A 19,731-nucleotide genomic window follows, 5' to 3' on the forward strand; every position below is an offset into this window, starting at 1 on the left:
GAAGTAAAGAATTGAGGAAACCGAATATGATGTTTGTAGATGGAGTTAAGATATATGTAAAAGGTGGCGATGGTGGCGATGGTATGGTTGCTTTCCGTCGTGAAAAGTTTGTAGCGAATGGTGGACCTGCCGGTGGCGATGGTGGTAAAGGTGGATCAGTCGTTTTCGAAGTTGAAGAAGGCTTAAGAACCCTTGTTGATTTTCGTTACAAGCGTCACTTTAAAGGAAACCCAGGTGAAAACGGGATGAGTAAAGGGATGCACGGACATGGTGCCCCTGATTATGTTGTACCAGTTCCACCAGGTACAATCGTTAAAGATGCCGATACTGGCGAATTAATTGCCGATTTAGTGACACACGGTCAACGTGCTGTTGTTGCTAAAGGGGGTCGTCATGGCCGTGGTAATCGTCGTTTTGCGACACCTGCCAACCCAGCACCAGAAATTAGTGAAAACGGTGAACCAGGCGAAGAACGTAACTTAGAACTTGAATTAAAAGTGCTTGCCGATGTTGGTTTAGTAGGTTTTCCAAGTGTTGGGAAATCAACATTATTATCGGTTGTTACATCAGCGCGCCCTAAGATTGCCGATTATCACTTTACAACGCTGACACCAAACCTCGGAATGGTTGATACACCCGATCATCGTAGTTTCGCAATGGCCGACTTACCTGGTTTAATTGAAGGTGCTTCATTGGGTGTTGGTTTAGGCCACCAGTTCTTGAAACACATCGAACGTACGCGTGTTATTGTGCATGTTATCGATATGGCAGGAACTGAAGGTCGCGATCCGTTCGATGACTTCAACAAAATCAACGATGAATTATCACAATACAACTTCCGCTTGTTAGAGCGTCCCCAAATTATTGTAGCCAATAAAATGGATATGCCTGGTGCAGAAGAAAACTTAGAAACATTCAAAAAACAAATTGATAGTTTGTATCCTGTCTTCCCGATTTCGGCTTTAACTAAAACAGGTTTAAACAATCTGTTATTAGAAATTGCTAACAAATTAGAAACAACAGAGTACTTCCCAATGAACAATGAACCGACTGAAGAACAAGTCGTGATGTACAAACATAAGGCTGATTCACCAGACTTTGAAATCACGCGTGGATCAGATGCTGTTTGGGTCTTAAGTGGCTCTGAAATTGAGCGTCTGTTCGCAATGACAAACTTCGATCGTGAAGTGTCAGTGACACGTTTCACACGTCAATTACGTTCGCTTGGTGTCGATCAAGCGTTGCGTGACCGTGGCGCTAAAGATGGCGATTTAGTTCGTATTATTGAATTTGAATTCGAGTTCATGGATTAAGCAAGGAAATAATCAAAGCAAAGTCATTTTTGACTTTGCTTTTTATTTAAGGAGAGTGAATTGAGTGAATATTGGCTATTTAGGACCGATTGGAACTTTTTCGTTTCAGGCAGTCCATCGTGCATTTCCCACAGAGCAGCATACCGCATTTGCAACTATTTCAGAATGCCTTGATGCAGTTGTTGCAAAACAAGTTGATGCCTGTCTCGTCCCATTTGAAAATGCGATTGAAGGAACCGTAAACGTTACATTGGATTATTTATATCAAAATGATGTGCCGCTAATTCGAGGTGAGTATATTTTGCCGATTTCACAAAACATCATGATTAATCAAGATGGTAAACATGATTGGCATCAGGCAACGAAGGTGTTGTCGCATCCGCAAGGGTTGGCGCAGTGTCATGATTATTTAACGAATCATTTTCCGTATATTGAACGGGTGGCCGTTTCGAGTACAGCTTTTGCGGCTGAGTATGTCGCACAGCATCCAGATGAAAATATATTAGCAATTGCACCGTTGTTTGCAGCGGAGCATTATCAACTGAACGTTGTATGCCCGAACGCCCAAGGCAATAGCCAAAATGAGACGCGTTTTATCGCGATGAGTGACACCGTTATTCCGAATGAAGCTGACGCAATTGAAACGAAAACAACGATTTTGTTGAAGTTGCCAGATAATGACTCGGGAACGTTACATAGTATGCTTTCAACCTTTGCTTGGCGCAATATCAATATGAGCAAAATTGAATCACGTCCAACTAAAACACGCCTCGGTCAATACTTTTTTCACATTGATTTGGATGTCGGAGCAGACAACCGCCTATTGGCCAATGCCTTAAGTGAAATTGGTTTGCTTGGTGGCAAGGTTAAAGTACTCGGTTCTTATGATGTTTATAAGATTAAAAGTGATTTTAACTGTTAGAAGCGCTCGACTTGGAAGAAAAATGAGCGCGACTATATTCCATCGCAAGCGTTTATCTGAAAGTTGAAGCCTTCTGGTTAAAAGAACTGGATAGATTAAAAGTGATTTTAACCGTTAGAAGCGCCCGACTTGGAAGAAAAATGAGAGCGACCGTATTCCGTCGCAGGTCGACAGGTAAAAGCAGTTTTCTGTTTTCACCTGTTTTTTGTTGCAAAAAACCTTTAAACTTTAAATAACGGCTAATTATCGCTATAATAACAAGACATAGGATAAATTGAAGGTGGAGGTTCGAACATGAGTAATATACTATTAATCGAAGATGAAAAAAACTTAGCACGTTTTGTTGAACTTGAATTACAACATGAAAATTATAAAGTGACAATTGCTAACGATGGACGAGAAGGCTTAGAGTTGGCGCTAACCAGCGAGTGGGATGCCATCTTACTTGATTTAATGTTACCGAGTTTAAATGGCATTGAAATTTGCCGTCGCATTCGCCAAAATGGTAAACAGACACCGATTATTATGCTAACCGCACGTGATAGTGTGATGGACCGCGTGTCAGGTCTTGACCACGGGGCCGATGATTACATCGTGAAGCCGTTTGCGATTGAAGAACTATTAGCGCGCCTTCGCTCGTTGTTGCGTCGAGTTGAACATACGGAAACGACTAAAAAACAAACGACCTTTACTTACCGTGATTTAACGGTTGAAAAAGAGAGTCGGATTGTGTTAGTGGGTGACGAAGTCATCGATTTAACGAAACGTGAATACGATTTGTTGTTAACATTAATGGGTAATATTAACATCGTCTTAACACGAGAAGTCTTACTTAATAAGGTTTGGGGCTATGAAACAGAAGTTGAAACGAATGTTGTTGATGTTTACATCCGCTATCTGCGTAATAAAATCGATCGTCCGGGTGAAGAAAGTTATATCCAAACCGTGCGCGGAACAGGTTATGTGATGCGTACATGAGAGTTCATAAAATGCTCAATGTTAAAAACAGGTCTTTAAAATATAAGTGGATGCTCGGTACAAGCGTCGCGATTTTTTTAACGTTCTCTGTTTTTGCGGTCGCCATCTATCAAGGCGTTGCGACGATGTTATTAAATGAAGAAAAAACAAAGGTGCAAACAGCCTTGAATAATGTTGCTTTTTCACTGGTCGGAAAAAAGTGGCTCGATGTGAGTGCAACAGAGTTTCCGATTGATAATGAGAGCCTCAATGAAAATATTTATAATCGAGGCCTCATTGTCCGTATATTGAAGGCGGATGGCAGTACATGGTATCCGGCGCAATACGGTGGTGAAGAAAAATACGATATTCCACTCGAAAAAGTTGAGGCTTTAACGGTCAGTGAAAAAACGATTAAAGGCAGTCGCATGATTGTAGGTTATAAACCGATATTGCAAAATAATGCCGATATTATTGGCTATGTGCAGGTGATTAATCCGTTAACGAGCGTCAATTCATTGATGAAATACTTGTTTTGGACCTTGCTTATCTTAGATTTTATCGCCTTAATCTTTAGTGCCTTACTAGGTTATGTAATGGCGTTGCATTTACTACAGCCAATTAAAGATTTAGCACGCTCGATGATTAACAGTCGTGAAAGTGGTTTTAAGGCGCGGGTGAAAAACATTGATGCCGAGGATGAAATTAGTGAACTATTGATGATTTATAATGATATGATGCATCGGATGGAAGTTACCTATGAACAACAAAAACACTTTGTCGAAGATGCCTCGCATGAGCTGCGAACACCTGTTCAAATCATTGAAGGGCACCTGAACCTTCTCAATCGCTGGGGCAAGGATGATCCGTCCGTGTTAGAAGAATCACTCAATGCCTCGCTGTTTGAGGTGAAACGGATGAAAAAGTTAGTGCAGGAAATGCTTGATTTATCACGTGCTGAACAAGTATCAAATACAGCTGAGTTACAAATTACTAATTTAAATGAGGCTGTGGAACAAGTAAAGCGCAATTTTGAAATTTTGCATGAGGGCTTTGAAATCACGTATGAACATAATCCACATTTGGTATTACGCTCGCTCATTTTACGGAATCATCTGGAACAAATCTTAATTATCCTGTTTGACAATGCCGTAAAATATTCGAGCGAACGCAAGGAGATTAAAATCACCTTGACAGAGGTCGCTAATAAAGCAGTCATTAATGTGATTGATTATGGAGTCGGCATCGACCCAACCGAAGTTGATAAAGTGTTTAATCGTTTTTATCGTGTCGATAAAGCACGAACGCGTGAAGTGGGTGGTAACGGACTTGGATTAGCGATTGCAAAACAATTGGTCGTTAGCTATCGTGGAGAGATAACTGCAACGAGTGAAGTGGGCATCGGAACGACTGTTACCATTAGTTTACCGTTAATGGAAGAAGAAGTTATTCAAACCGCTCGAAAAAAAACAGCAAAAAAACAAAACCTTAAAAAGAGTTAACAAAAAGCTAACGTCCAATCACGCAAACGTGCGGAAAGGTCGTTAGCTTTTTTAATTAGATGATGGTGAAATCGGTTGTAGAAACTGAGCCGTTTTCCCAACTGATTACTAAATGAGTGACGTTTGCTGCTCGCGTCGGTCCTTTTTCTAAGCGCGCAATAAAGGTGAGTAAAGCATCTTCAGAACCTTGGGCCAGTATTAAGACACTTTCATCGGGTAAGTTTTCAACCGTTCCTGTAATATCTAGCTTTTTCGCTAAAAATAAGGTACCATAACGAAAGCCAACCCCCTGGACGGTACCGAATGCTTGAATACGACAACTGTGTCGCGATGCGATGGTAATCACTCCTTTTTTTATTAGTTTAACACGTTTTAATTGAAATATGGGAGAAGGAACCTTACTATAGAAGTAGTAGCCTTGCTCAAATAATTAACTTTGTACGAAAGGGTGTGACACCGATGCATTGGACTGTTATCGAAACAGAAAGTTTTAATGAGCCGTGGTGGTTCTTTGAAGATTGGCGAGAAGACATCATCTCAGAACGACAGTTAGCGACTGAATCGCTCGCACTTACGGCCTATCAGTCAGCGTTTGAGAGGTTAGCCACAACATACCCGTATCATCAGGTGAAAGAACAGCAGGCGGCCTTCTGGTGCGAGGAAGAAAAGAGTTTTTGTGAAGAATGCGATGATGATTTGCAAGTGTTCCACGGTTTACTCCTACTTAAAGATGGAAAGTCATCTTGATCGCTATCAGTTTAAAGGAAACCCTTTTAAAAGCAGACAAAACATATTATAATAGAGATGAATACACAATTTGTGTTATAGAGAGAGTAAGAAGTCGCTTCTTAATTATAAAATCAATTGAAAAGAGTGAGAGATAATTGCAGCCTAAATTAGGAAATGCTATAGAAAAATTTTTCGAAGCAGCAGATGATGCAGAGGTCAAGTTAACGGGTCGTAAAGCCTCAAAAGAAGAATTGAAAATGTTAGCGAAAGAACTACCCGTTAAATTGCCGAAATGGTATCGTGAGCTGATCGGGGACTATCCGATTATCAACTTGGAATTGCGTTGGAATGTTGAAACCACCAATGAAAACTACAGTGGTGAAACAGCGATTGAATTTTTTGAACCACAGTATATTATTGAAGAAACAATGGAAGAATTTCCGGGCATTGATTTAGTACACTTGAATTATATTTGTATTGGAAGTGAACCTGCAGGTACTGGCGATAACTATTATATTAAATTAGATGATGAAGACCCAACATTGTATCAGTTCCCGTTGCCAATCGGTAGTGATGATGATGAGCCGCTCATTACACGTCGTATTCAAATTGCGGAGCATATTAGTGATGTATTCCTTGAAGCGATTGAAACAATCTAAAAAAAGAATCACAAATAAACGGTGGCATTTTAAACCACTTGTTATTTGTGAGTTTTTTTAACGGTCAATAGTCAGAAAATTTAATCATTTCAAAAAAAACTAATTTTCTGTTTATTTATTAGCTTTAACATGATATATTCTATAGAGTAAACTAAACACGTAAGTTATATTGTGTAAGCAATTACAACAATCGTGTTTTTACAAAAAAGGATTAAGGGGAGGAACAACTGATGAAAAAACGCTCGTTAGCAGTTGTATTAATTATGGTTGTCGTTTTATCTTCATTTTTAGCAGCATGTGGTAATAAAGAAACGAAAAAAGCTGAGGACAAAAAAGATGACAAATTTACAGTTGCAATGGTAACTGACCAAGGTGGGGTAGATGATCGTTCATTTAACCAATCAGCTTGGGAAGGTATGAAACAGTTTGGGAAAGATAATGGCTTAGAAAAAGGTAAGTCAGGCTATGACTACTTCCAATCTGCCAATGAAGCAGATTACAAAACAAACTTAAACAGCGCTGTTCGTAGTAATTTCGACCTTGTTTTCGGTGTTGGTTTCCAATTAACAAAAGCCGTAACTGAAACAGCTAAACAACAAAAAGAGGCACATTTCGCATTGATTGATGACGTGGTAGAAGGCGTTGATAACATTGCAAGTATTCGTTTTGCGGATAACGAAGGTGCATACTTAATGGGCGTAATTGCCGGATTAACAACTAAAACAAACCATGTTGGCTTTATCGGCGGTATGGAAGGTGAAGTTGTCGGTCGTTTCGAAGCTGGTTTCACTGCTGGTGTTAAGGAATCAAACCCTAAAGCTAAAGTTGATGTGAAATATGTTGGTTCATTTGTCGCAGCTGATAAAGGACAACAAATTGCAGCAACAATGTACAATGACGATGCAGATATTATTCTTTCTGCAGCTGGTGCATCAGGTAACGGTGCTTTCACTGAAGCGCGTAACTTGAAAAAAGAAGATCCATCACGTGAAATTTGGTTCATGGGTGTTGACCGTGACCAAGCCGATCAAGGTGAAGTTAAAACAGGTGACAAAACATACAATGTTGCTTTAGCGTCACAAATCAAACGTGTGGATATCGCAGTCCAAGAAACATCTAAATTAGCTAAAGATGGTAAATTCCCTGGTGGAAAAACAACTGTTTACGGCTTAGAAGATGATGCTGTTGGGATTGCAGATTCAACAGATAACATTGACGCAAAAGTGTTAGACAAAGTAAAAGAATACAAAGAAAAAATTACAGCTGGCGATATTAAAGTGCCAGAAAAACCATAGGTAAACAAAACAAGTAATGATATGAGTAATGGCTGGTCATTTCGATGTCCAGCTTTTTTAATTAAAAAATTGAATGTAGGAGGACGCCTTTTTGGAATATGTGGTTGAGATGTTAAATATTCGCAAACAGTTTGGCGACTTTGTAGCAAATAACAACATAAATTTACAGGTTAAACCTGGTGAAATTCATGCGTTATTAGGCGAAAATGGCGCAGGTAAATCGACGTTAATGAACGTCTTATTTGGTTTGTATGAACTCGATGGCGGTGAAATTAAAGTCAAAGGTAAAACAGAACGGATCTCAAGTCCGAATAAAGCAAATGATCTTGGTATCGGAATGGTGCATCAACATTTTATGCTCATTGATAAATTTACTGTGGCCGAAAATATCATTTTAGGACATGAACCGTCACGTTTAGGTTTAATTAAGAAAAAAGAAGCAATTGCTGAAATTGTTGCTTTATCAGATAAATATGGCTTGCAAATTGATCCGTATAAGCGCATCGATCAAATTGGTGTTGGAATGCAACAACGGGTTGAAATTTTAAAAACGTTATACCGTGGCGCCGATATTTTGATTTTTGATGAACCGACCGCCGTCTTAACACCGCAAGAAATCATTGATTTAATGGCGATTATGAAGCGTCTTGTTAAAGAAGGTAAGTCAATTATTTTAATTACACATAAATTAAAAGAAATTATGACCGTTTGTGATCGCGTGACAGTTATTCGTAAAGGTGAAGGGATTGGTACCGTTAACGTCTCAGATACGTCACCTCAGAACTTAGCAAATATGATGGTCGGTCGTACGGTGTTGTTCTCAACCGCAAAAAAAGCAGCAAATCCGCAGGAAGTCGTATTAGCAATTAATGATTTGGTTGTTACCGAGGAAAAACATAAGATTGAGAAAGTATCACATTTAAGTCTCGAAGTGAAGGCCGGCGAAGTTTTAGGCATCGCAGGCATCGATGGCAATGGACAAACTGAATTGATTGAAGCGATTACTGGCTTGCGCAAGGTGAAAAAGGGCAGTATTCAATTATCGGGGGAAAAGATACACAATTTAAAACCTCGTCAAATTACGGAAAAAGGTCTAGGTCATATTCCAGAAGACCGTCATAAACACGGACTTGTGTTGGAAATGTCTCTAGCTAACAATATAGCACTCCAAACGTATTACAAAACACCATTAAGCAAGCATGGATTTCTTAATCAAAAAGAAATTGATCAGTTTGCAAATCGTCTAATTGCAGAATATGACGTGCGTACAAGCAGTGAACATGTACCAGCTGGTAAATTATCGGGTGGTAATCAACAGAAGGCTATCATTGCCCGTGAAATTACACGATCGCCTAAGTTGTTAATTGCAGCGCAACCAACGCGTGGACTCGATGTCGGTGCGATTGAATTTATTCATAAGCGCCTCATTGAGCAACGAGATTTAGGACGGGCAGTTATGCTAATGTCTTATGAACTCGAAGAAATTTTAAATGTGAGTGACCGAATTGCGGTTATTTATGAAGGAGAAATCGTCGCGGTGCTGAATGCAAACGAAACGAACGAACAAGAACTCGGCTTATATATGGCGGGACATAAAAAGATGAGCGAGGTGGGAATGCATGACTAATCGGTGGCAAGGCTTAATTATTTCAGTCTCTTCGATTGTACTTGGCTTACTCATTGGCGCAATCATCATGCTAGCATTTGGCTATGATCCAATTGCGGGGTACAGTGCGTTAGCGTACGGCGCCTTTGGTAATAGTTATTACTTAGGCGAAACCCTGCGTTTAACGACACCCTATATTTTAGTTGGTCTAGCGATTGCCGTTGCCTACAAAATGAACATGTTCAATATTGGGGCACAAGGTCAACTGTTAATGGGTTGGATTGGTGCTGTTTGGGCAGGTACGTTGTTTGATTTACCTAAGTTCATCCACTTGCCACTTGCTATTTTAATTGGTGGTCTGTGTGGTGCCTTATGGGCGTTTGTACCCGGTTTACTAAAAGCTTATCTAAAAGTTAATGAAGTTATCATCACGATTATGATGAACTACATCGCGCTTTATGTGTTTAACTGGCTGATTCATGGTGTTTTCTCAGATGGTAAAGATCAAACTGACGTGATTAAAGAGACGGCATCATTAAAATCGCCGTTTTTAGAAGATATTACCCAGTTTTCAACCTTGCATTGGGGCTTAATTATCTCGCTTGTCCTCGTTGTTATTATCTGGATCTTTATGAAGAAAACGACAACCGGTTATGAATTTGAAGCGATTGGTTACAACGAAAATGCGGCGCATTACGCTGGTATGAATGTGCGTCGTAATATTATATTAGCAATGCTTATTTCTGGCTTTTTGGCAGGGATGGCAGGCGCGATGGAAGGTCTCGGTACCTTTGGTTTTGCCTTCACGCAAGGATCAGTATCCGGCATTGGGTTTGATGGGATTGCGGTTGCCTTACTAGGAGCATTATCTCCAATTGGGATTCTCTTTTCTTCATTCCTATTTGCGGCCTTAAACATCGGTAAAACAACGATTTCAGTTGAGGCCGGTATTCCGAATGAATTGGTTAATATTGTGATTGCGCTCATTATTTTCTTTGTAGCTGCAAGCTATATCATCCAATGGGCAATGGAAAAACTGTCTAAGAAAGGAGGGCGCTAAACGATGGATACATTATCATTAATTGTTTCGTCAACTTTATTAATGGCAGCGCCGCTTATTTTTACATCGTTAGGTGGTTTGTTGTCAGAACGTGCTGGTGTCGTCAACATCGGGCTAGAAGGCTTAATGATTATGGGTGCCTTTTCAGGGATTGTTTTTAACTTAACGTTTGCTGATACATTTGGTGTATGGACAACGTTAATTGCGACTTTATTTGCGATGGTTTGTAGTGGTGTATTTGCCCTCTTTCATGCGGTTGCAACGATTACGTTTAGAGCGGACCATATTATCAGCGGTACGGCGTTGAACTTCTTGGCCCTCGGTTTAACTGTCTTTTTAACTAAAATTATTTATGGCAAAGGCCAAACAGAAACGATTTCTCAAAATGTCGATTATAGTAATATCCCATTATTAAAAGATATTCCAATTATCGGTGAAATCTTCTTTCAACGTATCTCATACTATTCATACATCGCGATTATTGTTGCGATTGTAATCTGGTTTGTTTTGAACAAAACTGTTTTTGGTCTCCGTTTACGCTCAGTTGGTGAAAACCCATTAGCGGCGGATACAATGGGGATTAAAGTCAATCGTATGCGTTATATGGCAGTCATTATGTCAGGAATGTTAGGTGGGATTGGTGGTGCAATATACGCACAGTCATTTACTAATAACTTCAATGCGACAACGATTGCTGGTCAAGGTTTTATGGCGTTAGCTGCGTTAATCTTCGGGAAGTGGAACCCACTCGGCGCCTTAGGTGCTGGTTTATTCTTTGGTTTCGCTCAGTCGCTCGCTGTTATTGGTGGTTCATTGCCATTCTTCAGCCATTGGCCAACGATTATTATGCAAATTTTACCGTATGTCCTAACGATTTTTGCGCTTGCTGGTTTAATCGGTAAGGCTGAAGGACCGAAGGCAAACGGGGTTAATTACGTCAAGCCGAAGTAATTAATGGGGTTTAACAAGCAGGATGGCAATTAGCCATCCTGTTTTTTGTCTTAAACGTTTCTGAGGTGAATTATGTTAAAAAAGGTCTTTTTTTAGATAATTAATGGAAAAAAAGGGTGAAAGTGTTTAAAATAGATAAAGTACAACTGTACGAAATGAAAAGTAACGATTGTTGCTATTTCAAGGAGGATTTTTACGTTGAAAACAGAAAAACGTATCATTGTAGGAACAACACTGCTTTTATTAGCGTTGGGCGGTTGTTCAGCAGCTAAGACAGAGACCGCCAAACCAACAACAAATAATGTCGCAGTATCTGAGGAGAAAAGCACAACCGATTCAACCGAAAAAAAGAAGGTCGAAGCGACAGTTGTCCTTAATACAGAAGGTGTAGTGACGATAAAAGAGCCAGAGCGTATTAATGCACTCGTGAATAAGCATAATAAGTTTCCTGATGGTTATACGCCGACCGATTTGGTCCATCCTGATGTACCGTTTGTGTTTGGTGAGCAAGTGGTTGAGCGTAGTATGTTACGGCAAGAAGCGGCAACTCATCTAGAAACGATGTTTGCTGCAGCGAAGAAACAAGCTATCCATTTATCAGGCGTTTCAGCCTTCCGTTCGTATGATACTCAGGTTAGTATATTTGATGGTTACGTGCAACAAGATGGTAAAGAAAAGGCCTTAACATATAGTGCGTTGCCAGGCACCAGTGAACATCAAAGCGGCTTGGCGATCGATATTAGCAATGCGGCGGGAGAATTTGCAGCCGAACAAGGGTTTGAAACAACGGCCGAAGGCAAGTGGCTCGCAAAAGAGTCTTATAAATATGGCTATATTTTACGTTTTCCCGAAGGCAAAGACGCGATTACCGGTTACGAATATGAATCATGGCATTTTCGCTACATCGGCCAATCGTTGGCCAAAAAAGTATTTGACAGCGGCTTAACATATGAAGAATACGCGATGAAATACCCAGATGGAATTGTTAAATATTAAGTACCACTTTGCAAGCGATTAGCGCCGCTTTATTGTATACTAGTAGTAGATTATAATGAATGGGGCTAAGACGATGGTAACAATTAAAGACGTTGCAGCGTTAGCAGGTGTTTCAACATCAACTGCTTCGCGAGCGATGCATCATAACAAAGTCATTAGTGATGAAACAAAACAGCTCGTTTTTAACGCAATGAAAGAACTCGGTTATGAACCCAACTATGCGGCCCGCAATTTAGCGAACAAAACGAGTAATACAATTGGCGTGATTTTACCGGTGGCCGGGCCGGCAATTTTTCAAAATCCTTTTTTTATGGAAATCTTACGTGGTATTAATCAAGAATGCAATGAACGCCAGTATATGGTGACGATTGCGACTGGTGATACAAATGAGGAATTGGTTGAAAATGTCGCGACGATGGTCAAACGCGGTCGGATTCAAAATTTCATCTTGCTTTATTCAAAGATGAATGATCCTGTCGTTGATTATTTACATGAGCAAAAAATCGGCTATACCGTAGTCGGGAAACCAGTTGTGTATGAAAATGAAACGCCTTATGTTGATAATGATAATATTTTAGCAGCGAAAGATGCGACGGAACATTTAATTGCGGCTGGACATGACCAAATCGCCTTTGTGTATAACAATGAAGAACAGTTATTCAATCTCGATCGTTTTACAGGCTTTCGCCGAGCATTGCGTCTGGCTGGACTTACAAATGAATATACGTTTAACGTCGCTGAGGGCTTGTTAGCCGATGGGCGAGCAAGTTTTGATGCCTGGCTAAAAGAACATCCGCAAGTGAGCGCCTTCGTCACCTCAGATGACATCATTGGTTTGATGGTTCAACAAGCGATTAACGGCAGTACGCACACGACACGACAAATCGTCAGCTTTAATAACTCGCTCTTTTCACAGATGAGTAGCCCGGCCTTTAGTTCGATTGATATTCATGCGAAACAACTGGGGATTGAGGCCGTTGTGTTAATGATGAAATACATTGAGTCAAAGGATGCGCTCGTATCGAAAATCATTGTGCCACATAAGTTAGTTGTGCGCTGAATATGCGATTTGCAAGCAATAAAAAAACCAGTTACAGCGATTGTGTTAATCGTTGTAACTGGTTTTTTATTAGTTTTTTATGCGAACATAGACCCCATAATGATCAGAGATAACAGGTTCGTTGCGTCCGTTAAAGACGCTACGCGCTTCGTAGACGTCAACTTTTTGATTGCAAAAGATAAAGTCAATCCGCTTGTCGTTAGCCTGGTTCTCACGCCAACCATCAATTGCGCCACTAACTGTCACACCGTCATCTTTATGAGTCGCGAGGTTGTACGTATCATACCAGCCGTCAGCTAAAATACGCGCATAGCCTTGCTTTGGAAGGTGGGCTGGATTATTAAAGTCGCCGAGTAAAAACTGCCGACCAGCCAGCGTAGCCAATGCGGATGTCAGTTTCTGCCATTGATAGCTGAATTCGGAACCGTCACTTTGCCACCAACCACTATGAATGCTGAAGAACCAATCGTTGTTGGCAAGCTGGACACCAACCGCCTGGCGTGTATGGTAATCATCATAAGCGCTCGTTTCTGAGAAGTGTATCGTTTTGGTAGCAATCGGTGCTGTTTTGGTTAGCATTGCAACACCTTCGTCGTAACGATCGTAACCGATATGGCAAGGGAGCCAGCTGAAATAATAATTGAGTTCGCGTTCTGCCAAGGCAGCAATAAGCTCGACCGCGAAGTTATCAGCCCGTAGTTGCGTTCTTGTCACAGCTAGGTAACGGTCGTTAGATTTTAATGGTGCGGCGGTCATCGTTTGGTTAACCTCTTGTAAGGCAATCACATCAATTGCTTCGGCTGCAATGAAGTCTGCTAAGGTAGCAACTTGAATCGAGGCGTACTCGCCCATTAAACTATGACTATTTAAGGTTAAACAGTTCATCTTATAAACCTAACGTATCGTTAATATCGGATTTTAAAACATCTGCTTTTGGTCCGTATATCGCTTGGATACCAGTGTCTTTTTTCACTAAACCTAAGGCGCCAAGCATTTTCCATTCAGCTTCATCACCGACAATGTTGGCGTCTTTTACACTGACGCGCAGACGAGTCATACAGGCATCGACGTCAATAATGTTATCGGCGCCACCGAGACAAGCGATGATGCCTTGCACTTGCTTATCAGCTGTTGCAATTTTACTAGCTGATGTCTCAGCTGAATCATCACTAGGAATATCATCGATGTAGTTGCCTAAACGACCTGGTGTCGCAAATTTAAAACGGCCGATTAAGAAGTAGGCCACGAAGTAAGCGATGGCGAAGAAGACAATACATGAGATGATGTAATTAATAATATCAAGTCCTAAGCCGGCTTTGAGTGAAAGTGGTAAACGTGTTAATAACTCAAGGTTACCAAAGGAATGTAACCGCAGTGAAATGATATCTGCTAAACCGAAGCTTAAGCCTTGGATGAAGGCATACACTACATACAGTAATGGTGCGCAGAACATGAACATAAATTCAAGTGGCTCCGTAACCCCAGTTAAAAAGACAGCAATTGCAGCAGAGAAGAACACTGATTTGTATTTCTTGCGTTTGTCGCTATCAACACGACGATACATTGCTAATGCAATCCCCATTAATGTTCCTGTCGCACCAATCATTTGTCCGACTTTAAAACGGGCGGGAGTGATAGTATCAACTAAATTGTTATATGACGCCATATCACCAATGCTTTTGAACTGAGATAAATCACTTGCCCAAGCGAGCCATAAAGGATCTTGCCCGAATACTTGTTGCCCGGCATTGGCGCCTGACATAATGGTATAGGTACCGCCCAATGACGTGTAGTTAATCGGAATCGTTAACATGTGGTGTAAACCAAAGGGTAGCAACAGACGTTCGAGTGTTCCGTAAATAAATGGTGCGATAAAGGGTGCCGAGGCAGATGACATCGCAATCCAAATCCCAAACTTGTTAATGCCTGTTTGGATGAATGGCCAAACAATTGCCATAATTAAGGCAATAATAATTGACCAGAAGATAACCATGAACGGTACGAAGCGTTTGCCGTTGAAAAAAGCAAGGGCATCTGGCAGTTTGCGGTAGTTGTAATACTTATTGTATAAGTTACCACCGAGGAAGCCGGCAATGATACCGACGAATACACCCATGTTTAAGGCGGGTGCACCTAGAATAGAAGTAAAGTAACCGTTCACTAAAATCTTAGTGCCGAATAAGGTCGTCGTTGTTGCTCCGTCCGTTGTTAACATGTCGGAAGAAACACCGAAGATTGCGCCTGTGATCGTATTAATAAGAATAAAGGCGATTAGCGCGGCAAAGGCACCGCCGGCTTTTTCTTTGGCCCAAGAGCCACCAATCGCAATTGCGAATAAAATGGCTAAGTTGGTAATGATGCCCCAACCGATTTGTTCGGTGACAGCGCCAACACGAGTGAAAAAGGTAATGTCGAACATGGCGAAGATTTTACCGAGGCTGATCATTAAACCAGCTGCTGGCATAACGGCGACAACAACCAGTAAGGTTTTGCCGAACTTTTGCCAAAACTCAAAAGATAGTAATTGTTTCATTGAAATTCCTCCTTAGTAACGCTTATGCAAACGTTTGCTTAAAGTATAATTGTTATCGCTTACAAATGTCAAGCGGATTTTAAAAGATGTTTTTAGATTAAAGGAGGGTAAGTAAACAATTGACAGTGCAAACGTTTGCGTAGTATTATGGAATCATAGAAATGAAAACGGTTTATTTCGGACCGTAACCATAGGAGGAATTAAAATGACAGAGACACAAACAATTATTGATAGTTGGAAGGTAACAACAACGACCTTAAATAAAGCAGAGAAACGTCTGCAAGAGAGTTTAACGAGTATCGGTAATGGTTATATGGGCATGCGTGGCATGTTCGAAGAGACCTATTCAGGTGACAAACACGAAGGTATCTACTTAGCTGGTGTATGGTACCCAGATAAAACACGCGTTGGTTGGTGGAAGAATGGTTACCCCGATTATTTTGGTAAAGTCATTAATACGGTTAACTTTTTAAAAATGCAGTTTTTCATTGATGGTGAGGAAGTCGACTTATACGTTGATGAGGTAAGCGACTATGAACAAGCATTAGATATGTACAATGGTGTTCTGACCCGTTCATTTGTTGTTCATAAAGGCGAAAAACGCGTTAAGATTACGGTTGAGCGGTTTGTGAGCATTGCGACAAAAGAATTATGCGAGGTTCAAGTCAGCTTTGAAAATAAGGGTGCACCTGCTAGTGTTAAAGTCGTTTCTGCGATTGATGCGGATGTCAGCAATGAAGATGCCAACTATGATGATAAGTTTTGGGAAGTGGTTGAAAAAGAAGCGACGAGTGAGTCCTGCTTATTGATTGGCCGTACGATAGCGAACGATTTTAATATTCCACGTTTTACTGTGGGATTTAAAATGACTCATAGCCAAACCGGATTTGAGGCATTAACACCAGCCGTTAAAGCCGCGGCTGTTGCAGTTGCGTATGAAGCAAACTTAGCTGAAGCCGCGGTTGCAACGATTGGCAAACGAGTGCTCGTTGTAACATCACGTGATTTTGAAACCGTCACAGCGATTAAGACTGAAATTGAACGGTTAGTGACTGCGTTAGCACCACAGTCATATGACGATACAAAAGCGGCACATGAACGCTTATGGCATCAACGCTGGGAACTGGCTGACGTTGTTATCGGAGGCGATGCATCAGCACAACAGGGCATTCGTTTTAATATCTTCCAATTATTCGCGACTTATTACGGCGAAGATTCACGCCTCAACATCGGGCCAAAAGGTTTTACGGGCGAAAAATATGGTGGTGCCACTTACTGGGATACCGAAGCGTTTGCAATTCCGTTTTACTTGGCATTAGCAGCGCCTGAGGTAACTGAAAACCTCCTTGCTTACCGTCACCAACAATTGCCACAGGCACAACATAATGCTCGTCAACAAGGGCTTGCGGGTGCACTTTATCCGATGGTAACTTTTACGGGTGTGGAATGTCATAACGAATGGGAAATTACCTTTGAAGAAATTCATCGTAACGGCTCGATGGTGTACGCTATTTATAACCATGCGAACTATACTGGCGATGAAACGTACTTACTCGACAAAGGTATTGATGTGATTGTTGAAGTCGCGCGCTTCTGGGCCGACCGCGTGCATTACTCAAAACGAAATGATACGTATATGATTCACGGTGTCACAGGTCCGAATGAATACGAAAACAACGTCAACAATAACTGGTACACCAATTTCATGGCACAATGGACCTTGAACTACGCGATTGAAACGTTACCGAAACTGAGTCAAGCAAAGCGAGCAGCCTTGAACATATCGGTGGCTGAATTAAAACAGTGGGGCGACATTGCAGCTAAAATGTATTTGCCAACAGATGAAACAGAAGGGATCTTTTTACAACATGATACGTTCTTAGATAAGGATTTGACACCGGTAGCTGAGCTTGATCCAACGGCGTTACCGCTAAATCAAAACTGGTCATGGGACCGCATTTTACGTTCGCCTTATATTAAACAAGCCGATGTTTTGCAAGGTATCTACTACTTCCCTGAACGATTCACGCGCGCCCAAAAACAACAAAACTTTGATTTCTATGAGCCGTTAACCGTACATGAGTCAAGTTTATCGCCAAGTGTGCATGCAATTTTAGCAGCGGAAATCCGCTATGAGGATAAGGCGGTTGAAATGTATGAACGCACCGCTCGCCTTGATCTAGATAACTACAACAACGATACAGAAGATGGCTTACACATCACTTCGATGACAGGGAGTTGGTTAGCGATTGTCCAAGGGTTTGCGGGCATGCGTGTCAGCAATGATGAACTGTCATTTAAGGCCTTTCTTCCGCAAAAATGGGATAATTATAGCTTCCATATTAACTTCCGTGGCCGTCTGTTACTTATTAGTGTCGATGAGACTGGTACAAAGGTGACGCTCATTTCAGGTGAGTCAATTACAATTAAAGTGGACGAACAAACTGTCGCTTTAACAAAGGAGGCGTAAAGATGAAAGCCGTTATTTTTGATTTAGATGGCGTGATTGCTGATACAGCCCGTTTTCACTTTGTGGCGTGGCAACAGCTAGCGACGGAGTTAGGGATTACAATTGATGGACAATTCAACGAGCAGTTAAAGGGCATTAGTCGCACCGAATCGTTAGCGCGTATTTTAGCGCACGGTGGTAAAACTGGTCTTTATAGTCAAGTTCAATTAGACCAGTTTGCCGAGCGTAAGAACGACAACTACTTACAGTTAATTAGCCGTTTAGATGCTAACGATATTTTACCAGGAATTGTAGCATTCTTAGATGAGATTGCAGCTGCAGGTTTGTCGGTGGCACTGGCATCAGCTAGTCGCAACGGGCCATTTATTCTGAGTAAGTTAGGGTTAAGTGAGCGCTTTGATACGATTGTTGATCCTGCTCAGTTAGCCGCAGGTAAACCGGCACCGGATATTTACCTTACTGCTGCTGCCCAGTTAAACGTAGCGCCAAGTGACTGTGTCGGTGTCGAAGATGCCCTTGCCGGTGTTGAAGCGATTAACGCGGCCAAGATGGTGTCGATTGCTGTAGGAGATGAGACTGAACTGGCGCCAGCCAATCATATTTTTGCCAGCACAGCAGGTCTCAAATTAGCGACGGTTAAATCAGTATGGGAAGCGGCTCAGTTATGAGTGCGATGCAACGTTCAGCTTTTGGCACAGTCGCCGGTGAATTGGTCGAAAAAGTCGAACTGACGAATGCACAAGGGCTACGTCTCGCGGTGATGAATTATGGTGCGACCTTGTTAGCGCTAGATGTGCCAGACCGCCATGGCGTATTAGAAAACGTCGTGTTAGGGTTTGGCGATTTGGCGAGCTATGTTAACGACTCGCCTTACTTTGGGGCAACGATTGGACGCGTGGCCGGTCGTATTCGCGATGGTCGCTGGGACACTATTCAATTAAGTCAAAACGAAGGCAATCAGCATATTCATGGTGGCATAAATAATGTTAGTCATCGTGTGTGGGTGATTGAAAGTGTGACTGATTCAGCCGTCACTATGTGTATCGTTCTGCCAGCGGGTGATCAAGGTTATCCGGGAACGTTGACGATGCGAGTAACGTATGAATTGCAAGCCGATAACCGAATGACGATTACGACAACGGGACACAGCGACACACGCACATTATTTAATCCGACCAATCATAGTTATTTTAATTTGAGTGGTGGCTTGAAGGCGACCGTGAGTGAACATCAGGTAAAGGTTGCGGCTGATAAGATGGCCGAAGTCGATGAGACGAAATGTCCGACTGGCCGTTTGTTGCCAGTTGCCGGAACGGCCTTTGATTTTCGTTCAGGTCAAACAATTACGCAATTTTGTCAGGCAGAAGCGGCTGGTTTAGACACGCCCTTTTTGCTGCAACCACAGGCACCTTCTGCGGTAACTGTTACGGATGATAGCAGTGGTCGTCGCCTGCAAATCGCGACGACAGCGGCTGCGGTTGTGCTGTTTTCGACGACTGGAATGAACGAAGCCTATGTGGTGAATGACACACGACCGATGTGTTCACAACTCGGTTTGGCGATTGAACCACAAATGTTACCTGATGCGATTCATCACCCCGACTTTGGTAATATTGTGATCGAGGCAGGCGAAACGAAACAATATCAGAGTGTTTATACGTTCGATACAATTTAAAGG

General features: G+C 41.6%; 18 protein-coding genes. 15 read left to right on the top strand and 3 right to left on the bottom strand.

The window, feature by feature from the left end; all coding sequences use genetic code 11:
• The first annotated feature begins 29 nt into the window (after positions 1-29).
• The 4 genes from obgE (at position 30) to ACJYYY_RS04735 (ending at position 4,694) form a co-directional block, all read left to right on the top strand.
• Complete coding sequence (gene obgE / locus ACJYYY_RS04720; protein ID WP_035314820.1) at positions 30-1,313, top strand: GTPase ObgE; 1,284 nt, start codon at positions 30-32, stop codon at positions 1,311-1,313.
• Positions 1,314-1,377: 64 nt separating this feature from the next.
• A complete protein-coding gene (gene pheA, locus ACJYYY_RS04725; protein WP_035314789.1) occupies positions 1,378-2,235 on the top strand; it encodes a prephenate dehydratase in 858 nt (285 codons plus the stop codon).
• Positions 2,236-2,529: 294 nt separating this feature from the next.
• Positions 2,530-3,213 (top strand): response regulator transcription factor, encoded by a 684-nt coding sequence (locus ACJYYY_RS04730; RefSeq protein ID WP_035314790.1) that lies wholly within the window; start codon positions 2,530-2,532, stop codon positions 3,211-3,213.
• 11 nt (positions 3,214-3,224) lie between these two features.
• Positions 3,225-4,694: an ATP-binding protein gene (locus ACJYYY_RS04735; protein WP_408869172.1), complete on the top strand. Its 1,470-nt coding sequence runs from the start codon at positions 3,225-3,227 to the stop codon at positions 4,692-4,694.
• A 55-nt stretch (positions 4,695-4,749) separates the two neighbouring features.
• Here ACJYYY_RS04735 and ACJYYY_RS04740 read toward each other — a convergent pair whose 3' ends face one another.
• Positions 4,750-5,040, bottom strand: a complete 291-nt coding sequence (locus ACJYYY_RS04740) for an acylphosphatase (protein WP_232217942.1) — start codon at positions 5,038-5,040, stop codon at positions 4,750-4,752.
• A gap of 113 nt (positions 5,041-5,153) precedes the next feature.
• Between ACJYYY_RS04740 and ACJYYY_RS04745 the strand changes: the two genes are divergently transcribed.
• The 8 genes from ACJYYY_RS04745 (at position 5,154) to ACJYYY_RS04780 (ending at position 13,050) form a co-directional block, all read left to right on the top strand.
• Positions 5,154-5,441: a DUF1033 family protein gene (locus ACJYYY_RS04745; protein WP_035314791.1), complete on the top strand. Its 288-nt coding sequence runs from the start codon at positions 5,154-5,156 to the stop codon at positions 5,439-5,441.
• A 137-nt stretch (positions 5,442-5,578) separates the two neighbouring features.
• Positions 5,579-6,082 (top strand): SMI1/KNR4 family protein, encoded by a 504-nt coding sequence (locus ACJYYY_RS04750; protein ID WP_035314793.1) that lies wholly within the window; start codon positions 5,579-5,581, stop codon positions 6,080-6,082.
• 230 nt (positions 6,083-6,312) lie between these two features.
• On the top strand, positions 6,313-7,377 hold the full coding sequence (locus tag ACJYYY_RS04755) for a BMP family protein (RefSeq protein WP_035314794.1): 1,065 nt from the start codon (positions 6,313-6,315) through the stop codon (positions 7,375-7,377).
• Positions 7,378-7,468: 91 nt separating this feature from the next.
• A complete protein-coding gene (locus ACJYYY_RS04760) occupies positions 7,469-9,004 on the top strand; it encodes an ABC transporter ATP-binding protein (protein ID WP_035314795.1) in 1,536 nt (511 codons plus the stop codon).
• The gene (locus tag ACJYYY_RS04765) at positions 8,997-10,043 is read left to right on the top strand and encodes an ABC transporter permease (protein WP_408869173.1); all 1,047 of its coding nucleotides are present in this window, start codon (positions 8,997-8,999) and stop codon (positions 10,041-10,043) included. The genes ACJYYY_RS04760 and ACJYYY_RS04765 overlap by 8 nt, the downstream gene beginning before the upstream one ends.
• Before the next feature lie 3 nt (positions 10,044-10,046).
• The gene (locus ACJYYY_RS04770; RefSeq protein WP_035314799.1) at positions 10,047-10,994 is read left to right on the top strand and encodes an ABC transporter permease; all 948 of its coding nucleotides are present in this window, start codon (positions 10,047-10,049) and stop codon (positions 10,992-10,994) included.
• Between the two features lie 198 nt (positions 10,995-11,192).
• Complete coding sequence (locus ACJYYY_RS04775; RefSeq protein WP_408869174.1) at positions 11,193-11,990, top strand: D-alanyl-D-alanine carboxypeptidase family protein; 798 nt, start codon at positions 11,193-11,195, stop codon at positions 11,988-11,990.
• Positions 11,991-12,063: 73 nt separating this feature from the next.
• Complete coding sequence (locus ACJYYY_RS04780) at positions 12,064-13,050, top strand: LacI family DNA-binding transcriptional regulator (protein WP_035314801.1); 987 nt, start codon at positions 12,064-12,066, stop codon at positions 13,048-13,050.
• Positions 13,051-13,119: 69 nt separating this feature from the next.
• Here the strand turns inward: ACJYYY_RS04780 and ACJYYY_RS04785 are convergent, their stop codons facing one another.
• Together ACJYYY_RS04785 and ACJYYY_RS04790 are read right to left on the bottom strand one after the other, a co-directional pair.
• Positions 13,120-13,935, bottom strand: coding sequence for an endonuclease/exonuclease/phosphatase family protein (locus tag ACJYYY_RS04785; RefSeq protein WP_408869175.1), 816 nt, complete (start codon positions 13,933-13,935; stop codon positions 13,120-13,122).
• 1 nt (position 13,936) lies between these two features.
• Positions 13,937-15,583, bottom strand: a complete 1,647-nt coding sequence (locus tag ACJYYY_RS04790; RefSeq protein WP_035314803.1) for a PTS transporter subunit IIBC — start codon at positions 15,581-15,583, stop codon at positions 13,937-13,939.
• 205 nt (positions 15,584-15,788) lie between these two features.
• Between ACJYYY_RS04790 and ACJYYY_RS04795 the strand changes: the two genes are divergently transcribed.
• From ACJYYY_RS04795 to ACJYYY_RS04805, 3 genes are read left to right on the top strand one after another with little or no spacing between them, the layout of a single operon-like run.
• Positions 15,789-18,053 (top strand): glycoside hydrolase family 65 protein, encoded by a 2,265-nt coding sequence (locus tag ACJYYY_RS04795; RefSeq protein WP_035314804.1) that lies wholly within the window; start codon positions 15,789-15,791, stop codon positions 18,051-18,053.
• Positions 18,054-18,055: 2 nt separating this feature from the next.
• Positions 18,056-18,721, top strand: coding sequence for a beta-phosphoglucomutase (gene pgmB, locus ACJYYY_RS04800; RefSeq protein WP_035314805.1), 666 nt, complete (start codon positions 18,056-18,058; stop codon positions 18,719-18,721).
• Complete coding sequence (locus tag ACJYYY_RS04805) at positions 18,718-19,728, top strand: aldose epimerase family protein (protein ID WP_035314806.1); 1,011 nt, start codon at positions 18,718-18,720, stop codon at positions 19,726-19,728. Before pgmB ends, ACJYYY_RS04805 begins: the two co-directional genes overlap by 4 nt.
• Positions 19,729-19,731: the final 3 nt, after the last annotated feature.

The organism is Brochothrix campestris, assembly GCF_046058945.1.
Taxonomy (GTDB): Bacteria; Bacillota; Bacilli; order Lactobacillales; family Listeriaceae; genus Brochothrix; species Brochothrix campestris.

What these genes read in the sequence shown, in the direction of transcription:
- obgE (WP_035314820.1), top strand. Translation starts at nt 30, where the DNA reads ATGTTTGTAGATGGAGTTAAGATATATGTAAAAGGTGGCGATGGTGGC.
- ACJYYY_RS04730 (WP_035314790.1), top strand. Translation starts at nt 2,530, where the DNA reads ATGAGTAATATACTATTAATCGAAGATGAAAAAAACTTAGCACGTTTT.
- ACJYYY_RS04735 (WP_408869172.1), top strand. Translation starts at nt 3,225, where the DNA reads ATGCTCAATGTTAAAAACAGGTCTTTAAAATATAAGTGGATGCTCGGT.
- ACJYYY_RS04745 (WP_035314791.1), top strand. Translation starts at nt 5,154, where the DNA reads ATGCATTGGACTGTTATCGAAACAGAAAGTTTTAATGAGCCGTGGTGG.
- ACJYYY_RS04755 (WP_035314794.1), top strand. Translation starts at nt 6,313, where the DNA reads ATGAAAAAACGCTCGTTAGCAGTTGTATTAATTATGGTTGTCGTTTTA.
- ACJYYY_RS04765 (WP_408869173.1), top strand. Translation starts at nt 8,997, where the DNA reads ATGACTAATCGGTGGCAAGGCTTAATTATTTCAGTCTCTTCGATTGTA.
- ACJYYY_RS04770 (WP_035314799.1), top strand. Translation starts at nt 10,047, where the DNA reads ATGGATACATTATCATTAATTGTTTCGTCAACTTTATTAATGGCAGCG.
- ACJYYY_RS04780 (WP_035314801.1), top strand. Translation starts at nt 12,064, where the DNA reads ATGGTAACAATTAAAGACGTTGCAGCGTTAGCAGGTGTTTCAACATCA.
- ACJYYY_RS04785 (WP_408869175.1), bottom strand. Translation starts at nt 13,935, where the DNA reads ATGAACTGTTTAACCTTAAATAGTCATAGTTTAATGGGCGAGTACGCC.
- ACJYYY_RS04790 (WP_035314803.1), bottom strand. Translation starts at nt 15,583, where the DNA reads ATGAAACAATTACTATCTTTTGAGTTTTGGCAAAAGTTCGGCAAAACC.
- ACJYYY_RS04795 (WP_035314804.1), top strand. Translation starts at nt 15,789, where the DNA reads ATGACAGAGACACAAACAATTATTGATAGTTGGAAGGTAACAACAACG.
- pgmB (WP_035314805.1), top strand. Translation starts at nt 18,056, where the DNA reads ATGAAAGCCGTTATTTTTGATTTAGATGGCGTGATTGCTGATACAGCC.
- ACJYYY_RS04805 (WP_035314806.1), top strand. Translation starts at nt 18,718, where the DNA reads ATGAGTGCGATGCAACGTTCAGCTTTTGGCACAGTCGCCGGTGAATTG.